This window comes from Rhodophyticola porphyridii, assembly GCF_003688285.1.
In the GTDB taxonomy this organism is placed as follows: Bacteria; Pseudomonadota; Alphaproteobacteria; order Rhodobacterales; family Rhodobacteraceae; genus Rhodophyticola; species Rhodophyticola porphyridii.
This window is the reverse complement of sequence record NZ_RCNT01000006.1, coordinates 109,496-122,936: the sequence shown is the minus strand read 5'-3', so window position 1 is coordinate 122,936 and position 13,441 is coordinate 109,496. Positions and strand designations below refer to the sequence as shown.

The window sequence follows — 13,441 nt, the reverse complement described above, 5'->3', positions numbered from 1 at the left end:
CCCGGCTTAGCCGTCCGTCGCAGCGCCGATCCGTGCCGGCGAAATGCTCTCTGCGTCGAAACCGAATTCAGACGGGTCCGGCGTGGCCGCCCCGTTCAGCGCAAGGCCCGCGGCGAAGCGCGCAAGGGCGGGCGCCATCATGATCCCGTAGCCGCCCTGCCCCGCCAGCCAGAGGAAGCCGGGAATGCACGGATCGAACCCCACGACCGGCGCCCCGTCGGCGGTGAAGGATCGCAGGCCGGCCCAGGAATGGGAAATGCGGCGCACGGGGATCAGGGTCTCGGTCTCGATCCAATGGGCCAGATGGGCGATGTCAAGCTCTTCGGGCCGCACATCCTGCGGCGTGGTGGGCGTCGCATCGCCGGGCGATGCCATCAGCTTGCCCGCCTCCGGCTTGATGTAGGCGCCAGTGGCCACGAAATCGACGGCGGGGCTTGAGGCCAGATCGAGCCCGTCCGGCGCATCGACGATGATCGCCGTGCGGCGCATGGGCACCAGCCCGACCGATGCCGCCCCGGCCATTGCGCCGATCTGATCGGCCCAGGCCCCGGCGGCGTTCACGACGATGCGCGCGCGATGGGTCTGGCCCGCGGTCCGGACCTGCCAGACACCCGCGGCATGCTCCAGCCCCGTCACCCCGGCGCCGGTTTCGATCAGGCAGCCGCGCCGGCGGGCCCCCTTGAGATACGCCTGATGCAGGCCCGCCACGTCGATATCGGCGACATTCGCCTCGTAAATCGCGCCCGCAAGCCGTTCCGGGCGCAGATAGGGTACCCGCGCCAGCGCCTCCTCCGGCGTGATCTCGACCACTTCCTCTCCGGGCTCGGAGAGGGCCAGAAGCGCCGGCAGGCGGTCCAGCGCATCGGCGCTGGCCACGGTCAGGGCGCCGCGCGGGGTCAAAAGCGGGCTGTCGCAGAATGCCGCGGGCGGGGCCACGAAGAACGGGGCGCTGGCCGCGTTGATCCGGCGCACCACCGGGCCGCCGTAATTCCGGGTGAAGAGTGCGGCCGACCGGCCCGTGCTGTGATAGCCGAGCGCGGTTTCGGACTCCAGCACCAGAACGGTGCCGGCATCGGCCAGTTCATAGGCGACGGAGGCGCCGGAGATCCCGCCGCCGATCACAAGGTAATCGTGGATCATGCTGATTGAGCCTTTGTGGCACGCCGGTGCCCAGAAGTGGCCGACCGGGCCACAAGACGCCTATTGCGTCGGATTTGCAAGAAAAACTAAAAGCGTTGACTTTATGAAAGTTTTATTTCTTATTTGAGGGAACTGACAGGGAGACTTCATGTCCAGACCTTTGCGCGACCGCCTGAACGAGGCGCTGGCAACCGCCTCCAAGGCGGATCGCGCGCTGGCCGGCTACATGCTGTCCGATATGAGCACCCTTCCGTTCGAGACGGCCGCGAGCCTTGCCGCGAAGGTGGGGGTGAGCGAGCCGACCGTGGGCCGTTTCTGCCGCTCCATCGGCTATGACGGATTCAAGGATCTCAAGAAGAACCTCAAGAACGATATGGGCGATCAGCCCTGGCTAATCGGCGACCGTCTGCGTGACCTGCAGGCCCGCACCCAGGCCGGCGAGGACCAGCTGGCCCGAGGGCTGGAGCTTGAAATGGCGGCTCTGGTCGCTGTTTACGAGGCCGCCCACAGCCCGGACTGGCACCGCGCGGTCAAGCGACTGGCTGGCGCGCGCCGGGTTTTTGCCGCAGGTTTCCAGACCGAGCGCGGCATGGCCCAGATCTTCGTCAATCAACTGCAATACCTGCGAGAAGACGTGCATCTGCTGGATCTTGCCGCCGGCAATTTCGCCGAGGTTCTGGCGATGTCGGACGGCGACGCGGCACTGGTGATTTTCGAGGCGCGGCGATACTCGCGCCACGCGCAGTTGCTGGCCAGGGAGGCCAAGGCCGCCGGCATTCCGGTCACGCTGATCACCGATCCCTATTGCGACTGGGGTCATGAGGTTTCCACCGAGATGTTCGTGGTGCCCACGGCGGTCAATCTGTTCTGGGAATCCACCGCCCAGATGGCCAGCCTCGCCAATCTGCTGGTCAATGGTGTGTTCCTCGAACTCGGCCCCGAAGTCGAGGAACGGATGAACAGGATCGCCCGGCTCTATGGGCGTTTCACGGGCCATGTCGGCGACCCGGCCAACCCGCGCGCGGAGGGCCACCGCACAACGTAAGTCTGCACATAATTATATAACAGGGAAAATCTGCCATGCGATATTCGACCAAGACCCAAATTCTATCAGGATCGGCTATCGTAGCTGCCGGTTTGCTGTTTTCTGGCGCCGCGATGGCGCAGAACGTCTCCATCGCCTTTTCCGCAAGCGAGTTGGGGGCCACGGCCTACAATCCCGTCGCGGCCAGCACACTCAACACCGCCACATCGCTGATCTACGACCGGCTGGTGGAGCAGGACGCCGACCAATCCTATCACCCGCATCTGGCGACCTCCTGGGAGGAAACCGCGGACGGCATGGCCTGGACCTTCTCGTTGCTGGAGGGGGTGACTTTTCATGACGACACGCCGTTCAACGCCGCCGCCGTCCAATCCTGGATCGCAAGCTACGCGGGCACAGAGAACGAATATCTGGTGGAAGCCATCGGGTCGGTCGACGTGATCGACGATCTGACCGTGCGTTTCAACATGGATCGGCCGGAACCGAACCTTCTGTACAACCTCGCCAGCGCCTTCATGGGCATTCCGAGTCCCACGGCCTTTGCGGAACTGGGCGACAATTTCGGCGTGACGGCGGCGGTAGGTACCGGGCCCTACGAGCTTCAGAGTTTCGAAATCGGTCTTGAGACCGTTCTGGTCCGCAACGAGGATTACACCTGGGGTTCGGATCTGTCGGAGAACACCGGACCGGGCCATATCGAGACCTTTACCTTCCGCGAGATCCCCGACCAGTCCACCGCGTTTCTGGAATTGCGAACCGGCGGGATCGACCTGCTGTTGGGTGTGCCCACGGACTTCCTCCAGATCCTGGAAGCCGAGGCCAATATCCAGATCATCCAGATGCCCGGCGTCGGCATCAGCTATATGCCGATCAATGTGACCGCGCCGCCCTTCGACAACATCCTGGTGCGTCAGGCGACGGGCATGGCCATCGATCAGGAGGGGATCGTCGCGGCGATCTATAACGGCGTCGGCGCGCCGGCGCATAACTTCCTGATCTCGTCCCTGCCAGAGGCGAATGTCGACCCGGCGCTCAACGTCACCTACAACCCCGCCCGCGCGCGCGAACTGCTGGAAGAGGCCGGATGGGTCATGGGCAATGACGGGGTGCGCGTGATGGGCGACGAGCGCCTGACGGTCAGGCTTTACACCGCCAACACGACGGAACTCACCCGCCTGACGCAGGTTGTGCAGGCGCAACTGGGCGAGATCGGGATGGAGGCGATCATCACGGTATTCGACAGTTCCACCATCCGCGACGAATACCGCAACAACACCCACCAACTTGCGGTGCGGAGCTATGACTGGAACAACTCGGACATCCTGGACTGGTTCTTCAGCGGCAATCGTCTGGGCTATCCGAACGTGTCGATGTGGCAGGATGAGGAAGGCCAGCGCCTGAACGACATTGCGATGACGGAAAGCAGCACCTCCGCCGAGCGGATTGCGAATTTCACCGCCTATCACGAATATGTCCTGTCGCAGCATCTCTTCGTGCCGATCTATCAGCCGACCCAGAACATCGCCTTCAACAGCGATGCGATCACCGTGCCCGATCCGGTGCGCGGCTCACGGTTCCGTGGCCAGTCGTTCATGGATATCCAGATCGTCGAATAAGCCTCTGAAACCTTGAGAAAAACGGAGGCACCGGGATGATCCTCAGATACACGTTCCTGCGGTTGCTGATGCTGATCCCGGTGTCTTTCTCTATCTCGGTCGTGATCTTCATGATCGTCTACCTGCTGCCCGGAGACCCTATCGACAATCTGCTGCGTGTCGGTTCCTCCCCCGAGGACCGGGCCGAGCTGGTCGCGCAATACGGGCTCGACCGTAACCTGGTGATCCAGTACTTCGTCTGGATCGGCAACATGTTCCAGGGCGAGTTCGGCCAGGCCATCGTGCTGCGCCGCCCGGTTGCCGATCTGGTCGCGCAGAACCTGCCCTACAGCCTGACACTGGGCGGGCTGGCCTTTCTGTTTTCCTCCACCGTCGGCATGACACTGGGCACGATCTCGGCGGTGGTGCGTCACCCGGTGCTGGACCGGTTCATGCGCGGCTTCATCCTTCTGGGCTCCACCGTGCCGGGCTTCTGGCTGGCGCTTCTGCTGATCCTGTTCTTCTCGGTCAATCTGGGCTGGTTCCCGGTCTCGGGCGCGGGCGGATGGACATCGCTGGTCCTGCCGGTTTTGACCATCGGCTTCGGCGGGGTGGCGCTTGTCGCACGGGTCACGCGGGTTGCCCTGCTGGATGCGCAGCGGGAGGATTTCGTGACCTTGCTCCATGCCAAGGGGCTGTCCTCGGGCACGATCCTGTTCCGCCATCTGATGCCGCATGCCCTGCTGCCGGTCGTCACGATCCTCGCCCTGCGCATCGGCTGGATCCTTGGCGGTGCGGTCACGGTGGAATTCGTCTTCGGCCGTCCCGGCCTCGGCTCCCTTCTTATCCGCGCCTTGGGCCAGCGCGATTACCCGGTGGTGCAGGCCTGCCTGCTGATGCTGGCACTGGCCGTGATGCTCGGCACGCTGATCGGCGATGTCGCGCAGGCCTCCATGGACCCCCGTATTCGCGAGAAAAAATCATGAAAGCTTCCTCCATGACCGCGCGCACACTAGACACGTTCGCGCGAATGAGCATCGGGCGTGCCTTCGCCTCGGGCATAGGGATGGTGGCCGGCGGGTTCTTGATCCTGCTGGTGCTGGTCGCGATCTTCGCGCCGTGGATCGCGCCGTTCGACTACGCCGCGCAGAACCTGATGAACGCCAACGCGCCGCCGGGATGGCCGCATCTGCTTGGCACGGACGAGTTCGGCCGCGACGTGCTCAGCCGGGTGATCTTCGGGGCCCGCACCTCGCTCTCGGTAAGTGCCACGGCGATTGCCATTTCGATGGCGGCGGGCATGACGCTTGGCGCCGCAGCCGGCTATTTCGGCGGATTCTTCGAACGCGCGGTGATGACGGTCGTGGACCTCACCTGGTCCTTCCCCGACATCCTGATCGCGCTGATCTTCGTGGCGATCATCGGCCCCGGCCTGACTTCCACCACCTTCGCCATCGCCATCGCCTATCTGGCGCAGTTCACGCGCCTTACCCGGGCACAGATCGTGCGACTGAAACGGGAAACCTTCATCGAGGCCACCGTCAACCTCGGCGCCAATCCCTCCCACATCCTGCTCAGGCACCTCATGCCCAACGCCATCGCGCCGGTGATCGTGGTCGGCATGCTGGCCATCGGCGATGGCATCGTGCTGGAGGCGACGCTCGGTTTCTTCGGGCTTGGCGCGCAGCCCCCGACGCCAAGCTGGGGCGCGATGATGTCCTCGGGGACGGCACAGCTGTTCCTCAGCCCGTGGGTGATCATCTTCCCCGGCGTGGCTGTCGCGGTCACCGTCATCGCGGTGAACCTGTTCGGCGACGAATTGATCCGAGCGCTTGATATCCGTGACCGGCTGAGGGGGGCGTGAGCATGCTCAGCGTCCGCGATCTGGGTGTCGCCTTCGGCGCGGTGGAGCCGCTCTCGGGCGTCAGCTTTTCCGTCGAAAAGGGCGAGACGATCGGCATCGTCGGCGAAAGCGGATCGGGCAAGTCGCTGACCGCGATGAGCGTGATGGGCCTGTTGCCGCTGATCGGCGGGCGCATCACCGGCGGCAAGATCGTGTTCGACGGGCAGGATCTGACCGACCTGCCCGAGCGGGCCTATCGCAAACTGCGCGGCGGGCGGATCGGGCTGATCACACAGAACCCGATGACCTCGCTCGATCCGCTGAAAAAGATAGGGCCACAAGTCGACGATGTCGCGAGGCTGCATCTGGGCATGGATGCCACGCAGGCGCGCGCCCGGACCGTGGAGATCCTCGGCACACTCCGGATCCCGGAACCGGCCCTGATCTGCGAACGCTACCCGCATCAGATGTCGGGCGGGATGAAACAGCGGATCGTCATCGCCATGGCGCTGGCCGCCGACCCGGACGTTCTGATCGCCGACGAGCCGACAACGGCATTGGATGTGACCGTTCAGGCGCAGATCATCCGACTGCTCGACGATCTGGTGAAGCAACGCAACCTGGCGCTGGTGCTGATCACCCATGACATGAGCGTCGTGGCCCAGACCTGCGACAATGTCGTTGTCATGTATGCCGGCCGCGCGGTGGAATACGGGCCGGTGGAGACCATATTCGACCGTCCGCGCCACCCATACACCCAGGCCCTGATCGCCTGCATTCCGCGGGGGCTGGAGGAGACCGCCCGGCTGACGGGGATCGAGGGCACGGTTCCGACCGTCATCAACTATCCAAAGGGCTGCCCTTTCCATCCGCGCTGCGCCCGCGCCGAGGCGATCTGCGCGACCGATCCGCCGGATTTCTCGGTGGAGGGCGACAGCGCCGCCGCCTGCCATTTCGCGGAGGTGGCCCATGCCCAACCTGCTTGAGATCCGTGACCTGACGAAACGCTTCACCTCCGCCGGCGGGCCGTTCCGCAAGGCGCGTTCCATGCATGCGGTCAACGGCGTGTCCTTCGATCTGCCCGAGGGCCGGGTGATCGGCGTCGTCGGGGAAAGCGGCTGCGGAAAATCCACGCTCGCCCGGCTGATCCTGCGGCTGATCGAACCGACCAGCGGCACGGTCGCCTTCGACGGCGACGATTTGCTGGCGAAATCGCCGTCGCAGATGCGCAAGCTGCGCGCCCGGATGCAGATGGTGTTTCAGGATCCCTATTCCGCCATCGACCCGCGCTATACCCTGACCCGCGCCGTGGCCGAACCCTTCGAGGTGCAGGGCGTCAAACCTGCCAGACCGATGGCCGAGGAAGTGGCCGAGCTTCTGGAGATGGTGGGCCTCAACCCCGGTCTCGCCAGCAGCTATCCGCATCAGATCTCGGGCGGGCAGAAACAGCGGGTGGGCATCGCGCGGGCGCTGGCGCTCAGACCCTCCCTGCTGGTGCTGGACGAGCCGACGGCGTCGCTCGACGTGTCGGTGCAGGCGCAGATCATCGGGCTCCTGGAAGACCTTCGCTCCGAACTGGGCCTGACCTACCTGTTCATCTCCCATGACCTCAGCCTGGTGAAATACTTCTGCGACGAGATCCTGGTGATGTATCTTGGTCGTGTCGTGGAGGCATTGCCCGACACGAACGCCCCCGCGCGGCATCCCTATACGAAGACGCTCATGGAAAGCACCTTCGAGCCGGACCCGAAAAAACGTCGGCTGATCGCGCCGCTGGAGGGTGAGGTGCCCAGCCCCTTCGACCTGCCGCCCGGCTGCGCCTTCGCCGACCGCTGCCCGCGGGCGAGCGCGCTCTGCCGCACGGACACGCCGGTCTTGTCCACGGACAGCGGCCATGCGGTCGCCTGTCACCACCCGATCTGAACGCAAGGGACGTCGATCATGGGTTACAAAGTGCTGTCTGCCGAAATCTCGCATGAGACCAATACGTTCAGCGTGAGGCCCACCGACCTTCAGGCCTTTCGCGATCGGTACCTGCTCGATGGACCTGCGGCGATTGCCGCGAAGGATGACAGGAATACCGAACTGGCAGGCCTGCTTGATGTAAGCCGTGACCAGGGTTGGGACTTGACCCATGTGATCAGCGCTGCGGCGGGTCCCGGAGGCCGGGTGACGCGCGAGGCGTTCGAGACGCTTCTCAAGCCGCTGCTTGACGCCGCTGCTCAAGGCGGATGGGACGGCATTTTCCTCATGCTGCACGGCGCGATGGTGACCACCGACCATCAGGATGGCGAGGGCGAAATCCTGCGCCGCCTGCGGTCTGTCATCGGCGGTGAGCTTCCCATTGCGGTGACGCTCGACCCCCATGGCAATGTCTCCGGGGCAATGTGCGATCTGGCGCAAATCCTCGTCTCGTTCACCACCTACCCGCATGTGGATATCCGCGCGACAGGCCGGCGCGCTGCCGAATTGCTGCACCGCACCATGGCCGGCGACATCCATCCCCGCACCTACCGCGCCCACTGTCCGATGCTGGAGGAAGCCAATGGCGGACGCACGGATATCGGCCCGATGATCGACCGCCAAGCCATGGCCCGCGCTTACGAGGCGCGCAAGGGCGTCTATGCAATCTCGATCAACGGCGCCTTCCCATGTGCCGATATCGCCGAGGTCGGCCCGACCGTGCTGGTCACCGGCGAAGGGGAGTGCGCCCATCTGAGGCCGATTGCCGAGGAACTGGCAGACGATATCTGGCACCACCGTCATGAGACGCTGAACCACTATCTTACGCCGGAAGAGGCCGCCGAGGCCGCCCGCGGATGGCATCCGGGCGGCGGTTGCCTGATCATCGCCGACTATGCCGACAATCCCGGTTCGGGCGCCTATGGCGATGCCACCGCACTGCTGAAGGCGCTGCTGGACGCCGGTGTGGAGGGGGCCTGTTTCGGCCCGCTGCTCGACGCCGAGGCGGCAACCGCGCTTCAGGACGTGCCCGTCGGCGCCAAGGTGGAGCTGCCCATCGGCGGCAAGACCGCGCCCGAGTTCGGGGGCGGCCCGCTTGAAGTGACCGGCACCGTGCTCTGGCGTGGCGAGGGGCGCGTGGTGGGCGACGGCCCGATCCTGGGCGGGCAGGCGCGCAGCTTCGGCAAGACCGCGGTCCTGCGGGTGGCGGGCATCGACGTGCTGATCGTGTCGATACCGCACCAGATGCTCGACCTTCAGCAATTCCGTACCTTCGGGATCGACCCCGCGGAAAAGGCGGTTGTGGCGCTGAAATCCATGCAGCATTTCCGCGCCGCCTTCACCCCGATCGCCGGCCGGATCATCGTGTGCGACACCGGCGCGCTCTGCACGACGCAGTACGACCGCCTGCCTTATGTCCATGTCACACGCCCGGTCTTTCCGCTGGACAGGGATGGGTGGCCGATTGACCCATAAGCGGTCTGTGAGGCCACGGGAGGGGCAAGGACCATCGCTCCTGACTGCCGGTTTGGTTGCCGCTTCAGGCGCAGGGGGCATCCGCGCCGCGAGTATCAAGGCGCCCGTCGCGGGCAACCTGAAGCCGCTCCCTGCGGAAGAGACCGGTCGTCTGTCCGACAGGCATGCCGCCCTGTGACGCCTGGAGTCCGCACATATTGCCGGAAGCTACCCGCAAGTCGGGAGCGGCATCCTGTTGGGGCCGCGACCGGCAGTGTCGTCCCTGCCACGTAACGGCCGCCTGACTGCCTGCACCCTTGCAAACGTTTTGGAAAACTCCCCGCCAGTTCTCTGGCGTATACGTTCAAGATCGCAACGGGCTCCTCCCAAGCCCGGCAGATCCGGACAACCGGCCATGTCCCGAGCGCGGAAAACTGCGCAGAACGGTCCATGCAGCGCCTGCCGCCCGCCACAAAAAAGCAGATTCGAACCGTGGAGACGGCCTTGGCTTTCAGCATGTCAGGAGGTTTTCCGCCGCCAAGGGCGGTTGGTGGACCTGACCCCAGAGGAGTCGAACCGGGACAGCTCTCATCGTTTCTTCGAAACGACTGCCGCTCCACGCTGCTGTCCGGAGGGTTGTCACCTTTCCAGCGAAAGGTGCGTGGTGGAGCCTAGCGGGATCGAACCGCTGACCTCCTGCATGCCATGCAGGCGCTCTCCCAGCTGAGCTAAGGCCCCGAACCGTTGCCGCCTGTCGCGTCAACGACGAGCGGTTTATGGTGTCGCGCGGGGCAGATCAAGCGAAAAATCCCCGTCCCGCGCTGGTCTCTTCAACGGCGATCAGTCGTCGTCGTCATTTGTGGCCGCCACGTCGGCCAGATCGTCCAGAGCGACGGTTTCCGTATCGTCGTCATCCTCCAGAACATCATCATCATCGTCCAGATCGACATCCGCGTCGTCATCCAGAACCAGGTCGGCATCGTCGTCGAGAACCACCTCGTCGGCGTCATCGGCCACGTCTTTCTTGGTCGCGGATTTATCGGCCTTGTCGGCCACCAGCGTACGAGAGCCCTTGCCGGTGTCCAGCGTGACAGTCTCCCCGGTATAGGGGCTGACGATCGGATCCTTGTTCAGGTCGTAAAAGCGTTTTCCCGTGGTCGGGCAAACGCGTTTGACGCCCCATTCCTCTTTCGGCATGACACCCCCTTCAATCATCGGTATCGAGAGAATTGCGGTCACCTGCCACAATGTCGGAGGGGTGTCAAAGCCTTTCAACCCCGTCGCGGAGACGCGCAGCCATGTTGAGGAAAATGTCCGGACTGTCCACCGATATCCACGTTCTGCCCGGCGATCCTCCGGTCACCGTCGCGCTGCGCCGCTCCGCCCGGGCCAAACGGTTTTCGCTCAGGGTATCGCGGGCCGACGGGCGGGTCAGTCTCAGCCTGCCGCACTGGGCCCCCGAGGCCGAGGCGCTGGCCTTTCTGCGGGACCGCGAAGGCTGGCTCCGGCGGCAGCTGGCAAGCGCGCCGGCGATACGGCGCCCGGAAATCGGCGGCAAGATCCCGATCTGCGGGGAGGACCGGCCCATAAGCTGCGGCGGTGGCCGAGCCGCGCGATTGCTTGACGGCGGGGTGCAGGTTCCGCAGGGGCCGCGCGTGGGCCCGCGTATCCGCGCGCTGTTGCAGGCCATGGCGCGGGATCGTCTGGCTGCGGCCTGCGATCTTCACGCGGCGGCACTGGGCCGCTCCTACGGTCGTCTGACCCTGCGTGACCCGCGCAGCCGGTGGGGCAGCTGCTCCTCGAAAGGCGATCTGATGTTTTCATGGCGGCTGATCATGGCGCCGCCCGATGTGCTTGACTATGTCGCGGCCCATGAGGTCGCCCATCTTGCGGAAATGAACCATTCCCGGCGCTTCTGGGATGTCTGCGAGCGGCTTTGCCCCGACTATCGCGCGCCCCGGGCCTGGCTGAAAGCCGAAGGGGCGCGGCTTTTGGCGTGGCAGTTCGACCCCTTGCCCGATGGCCCGGTCTTGTGATCACATCGATGTCATGTTGACCAATCCCCGACCGACCGAAACCGGCGCCGCCGTGGCCCACGACCGGGTTTACCGCGCGCTTCGCACGCAGATCATGCATGGCGAGGTGATGCCGGGCCAGGCGCTGACCCTGCGCGGGCTGGGCCGGCAGTTCGGTGTGTCGATGACGCCTGCGCGCGAGGCGGTCCGTCGGCTGGTCAGCGAAGGCGCCCTGTTCCTGTCGGCCTCGGGGCGGGTCTCCACGCCGGAGCTGTCGAATGAGCGGATCGAGGAGCTGGCGGCCATCCGCGCGCTTCTGGAACCCGAGCTTTCCGCCCGGGCGCTGCCCCGGGCCCATATGGCGCTGATCGATCGTATGGAGGTGATCAATGCGGGCATCGCCACCGCCATCGCCCGGCGCGACGGCGTCGGCTATATCCGCAGCAATCTCGAATTTCACCGCACCCTTTATCTGCGCGCGCAGGCCCCCGCGATGCTTGCGCTGGCGGAAACGGTCTGGCTGCAACTGGGCCCCACCATGCGGGCGCTCTACGGGCGTCTGGGAAAGACCGAGGCACCGGGCCATCACAAGCTGATCCTTGCCGCCCTGCAGGCCGGTGACGAGCCCGGGCTCCGCATCGCGGTCCGCGCCGATGTCACGCAAGGCTTGAGGCTTCTGGCGGCATAACCGCCGCCCGCTTCGGCGATTTTCGGGGCCCCTGGGAGGTATTCCAGACCGCCTTAACCGGACATTAACCGGAATCGGCTCTTGTCCTACGGGTGCAGGTGCTGCGCTTGTTTCTTGCGGTGGGAAACATGGCAACGGCTTACCCTTGGGCCGGTATCATGGGCGCATTGAGACGGTGCGTGTAACAGGCGGGCGGTTCTCGACAGGTGCCGAGAGCCGCCCGCCAACGTCATCCTCGATACGGTCCCGCTCCGGCTGCCCTTGCCACGAAAAGATTACTCGGAAGGCGGCGTTGCAGATCCGCGCCTTCGCAGCAGCTATCGTTTCGAGCAAAGGGAACCTGTGGGGCAAGTCGATCCGGTATTCTGTTTGCAGCCGCACACACCTTATGGAACCTCTGACCCAACACCGCGCCTGAACGCGCCTCCAGCAGGGCGGACTGGTGCGGACCTTGCACCGAAGGCACCGAAGATCACCCGGACCCGTCGCGCGCCATCTGGGCCATTTCCGCGGCCTCTTCTGCATCGCGCCTTTCGTTCAGGGCCCGCAGGGAGTTGGCGATCTGGCGCGCGATGGTGCGGTCGTCCTGACCGCTGGCCTGCATCTTGCGAACCAGCGCCTTGGATTGCGGCGGTAGCGGCTGGACATAGAGAATGTCGTCCAACTGGTCGTATGGGACCGCGCCTGCGCGTTTCAGCACCGCGATGCGCGCCTGAAAATCGGGCGTACCGCGCAGCCGGGCAATGCGCTCGGCATGTATGGCAAGCCCTGTCCGGTAGAGGGTTCGCAAGGTTTCATCCTCCAGCCAGGCCGAAATCTCACCCTCTATCGCCGAGCGATGCTGCAAAAGCCTATCGCAAGGTTCCTCGTTACGGTCGAAGATCGCAAAATAGGTCGCGTCATACTTGCCGACCTTGTTGTTCACATTTCCCCGCATTCCGCGGAGCAGAAAGGATTCGGCACTTTTGACCGCGTAGTGATGTATTTCGACAAGCTCGCGCCCGACCGAAGCCGCCGAAGACCGCCAGGCCGCGCGTTTGAAGCTTGGCGGAAGCGGGCGACCGGAGCCGTTGATCCAGACCTGATCCAGAAGCGCCTGCATCCGCGCGGGGTCTTTCCGGGCCTGCTGAACCGTGGGGCGATGAATGCCCAGCTTCAGATGCGGAAACGGCCGAAACAGGGTCTTCACGCCCCAGCCCTTGCGAAACCCGTCGGGAGCGGACCGGGTATAGCTGGCGGTTACCAACCCCGGGTTCCAGTCGACAAGTCCGTTCGAGCCCATGATCCGCCAGGTGGCCGCAATCGCCTGCGTGTCGGGCGGACAGGCCGCGATCAGGTCGTCCAGATGGCCCGCGCCGGTCTTGATCACCAGAAACTCGTCGGCATCCATCACCAAAAGCCAGTCGCTGTCGCGGATCTCGGGGTTTTTCTGGCCAAGGGTCAGGGCGTGGGGCTGGGGCTTCTTGCCGTCGGGCACGACATTCCTGAAATGCCGCACAAGGCCCATCTGTTGCATCCGGTCCAGCATCTGATCGGTGCCATCGGTGCAGTCATTGGTGTAGACGCAGATGCCTTCGAAGCCGATCAGGCGGTGATAAGCGACCCATTCAAGGAGATCGGCGGCCTCGTCCTTCATCATCGTCAGAATGGTGCGGCGGTGCCCGGTCATGTCGTCCTTGTTCCTGCGTGTGCGCCCCG

Annotated in this window: 12 protein-coding genes and 1 tRNA gene; 9 read left to right on the top strand and 4 right to left on the bottom strand. The window is 64.7% G+C overall.

The window, feature by feature from the left end:
• Window positions 1–6: 6 nt before the first annotated feature.
• Entirely contained in the window at window positions 7–1,140 is a 1,134-nt protein-coding gene (locus D9R08_RS12690) for an NAD(P)/FAD-dependent oxidoreductase (RefSeq protein WP_121898431.1), read from the bottom strand.
• Window positions 1,141–1,288: 148 nt separating this feature from the next.
• On the opposite strand from D9R08_RS12690, the gene D9R08_RS12685 reads away from it, so the two are divergent.
• From D9R08_RS12685 to D9R08_RS12655, 7 genes are read left to right on the top strand one after another with little or no spacing between them, the layout of a single operon-like run.
• Window positions 1,289–2,185: a MurR/RpiR family transcriptional regulator gene (locus tag D9R08_RS12685; protein ID WP_121898430.1), complete on the top strand. Its 897-nt coding sequence runs from the start codon at window positions 1,289–1,291 to the stop codon at window positions 2,183–2,185.
• 35 nt (window positions 2,186–2,220) lie between these two features.
• The gene (locus tag D9R08_RS12680; protein ID WP_121898429.1) at window positions 2,221–3,801 is read left to right on the top strand and encodes an ABC transporter substrate-binding protein; all 1,581 of its coding nucleotides are present in this window, start codon (window positions 2,221–2,223) and stop codon (window positions 3,799–3,801) included.
• Window positions 3,802–3,836: 35 nt separating this feature from the next.
• Complete coding sequence (locus D9R08_RS12675) at window positions 3,837–4,766, top strand: ABC transporter permease (protein WP_121898428.1); 930 nt, start codon at window positions 3,837–3,839, stop codon at window positions 4,764–4,766.
• 11 nt (window positions 4,767–4,777) lie between these two features.
• Window positions 4,778–5,644, top strand: coding sequence for an ABC transporter permease (locus D9R08_RS12670; protein WP_233557451.1), 867 nt, complete (start codon window positions 4,778–4,780; stop codon window positions 5,642–5,644).
• Between the two features lie 2 nt (window positions 5,645–5,646).
• Window positions 5,647–6,609: an ABC transporter ATP-binding protein gene (locus tag D9R08_RS12665; RefSeq protein ID WP_121898426.1), complete on the top strand. Its 963-nt coding sequence runs from the start codon at window positions 5,647–5,649 to the stop codon at window positions 6,607–6,609.
• Window positions 6,593–7,546 carry an ABC transporter ATP-binding protein gene (locus D9R08_RS12660; protein WP_121898425.1) on the top strand — a complete coding sequence of 318 codons (954 nt, stop codon included), beginning with the start codon at window positions 6,593–6,595 and terminating at the stop codon, window positions 7,544–7,546. The genes D9R08_RS12665 and D9R08_RS12660 overlap by 17 nt, the downstream gene beginning before the upstream one ends.
• Before the next feature lie 18 nt (window positions 7,547–7,564).
• Entirely contained in the window at window positions 7,565–9,061 is a 1,497-nt protein-coding gene (locus D9R08_RS12655; RefSeq protein WP_121898424.1) for a M81 family metallopeptidase, read from the top strand.
• Window positions 9,062–9,702: 641 nt separating this feature from the next.
• On the opposite strand, the gene D9R08_RS12650 is transcribed toward D9R08_RS12655, so the two are convergent.
• Together D9R08_RS12650 and D9R08_RS12645 are read right to left on the bottom strand one after the other, a co-directional pair.
• Window positions 9,703–9,778 (bottom strand) — tRNA-Ala (locus D9R08_RS12650).
• A gap of 102 nt (window positions 9,779–9,880) precedes the next feature.
• Complete coding sequence (locus tag D9R08_RS12645; protein ID WP_121898595.1) at window positions 9,881–10,237, bottom strand: TIGR02300 family protein; 357 nt, start codon at window positions 10,235–10,237, stop codon at window positions 9,881–9,883.
• Between the two features lie 113 nt (window positions 10,238–10,350).
• Here D9R08_RS12645 and D9R08_RS12640 point away from each other — a divergent pair, with 113 nt between their 5' ends.
• Window positions 10,351–11,076 carry a M48 family metallopeptidase gene (locus D9R08_RS12640; RefSeq protein ID WP_121898423.1) on the top strand — a complete coding sequence of 242 codons (726 nt, stop codon included), beginning with the start codon at window positions 10,351–10,353 and terminating at the stop codon, window positions 11,074–11,076.
• A gap of 13 nt (window positions 11,077–11,089) precedes the next feature.
• Complete coding sequence (locus D9R08_RS12635; RefSeq protein WP_121898594.1) at window positions 11,090–11,743, top strand: GntR family transcriptional regulator; 654 nt, start codon at window positions 11,090–11,092, stop codon at window positions 11,741–11,743.
• 472 nt (window positions 11,744–12,215) lie between these two features.
• Here the strand turns inward: D9R08_RS12635 and D9R08_RS12630 are convergent, their stop codons facing one another.
• The gene (locus tag D9R08_RS12630; RefSeq protein WP_121898422.1) at window positions 12,216–13,412 is read right to left on the bottom strand and encodes a glycosyltransferase family 2 protein; all 1,197 of its coding nucleotides are present in this window, start codon (window positions 13,410–13,412) and stop codon (window positions 12,216–12,218) included.
• Between the last annotated feature and the right edge of the window lie 29 nt (window positions 13,413–13,441).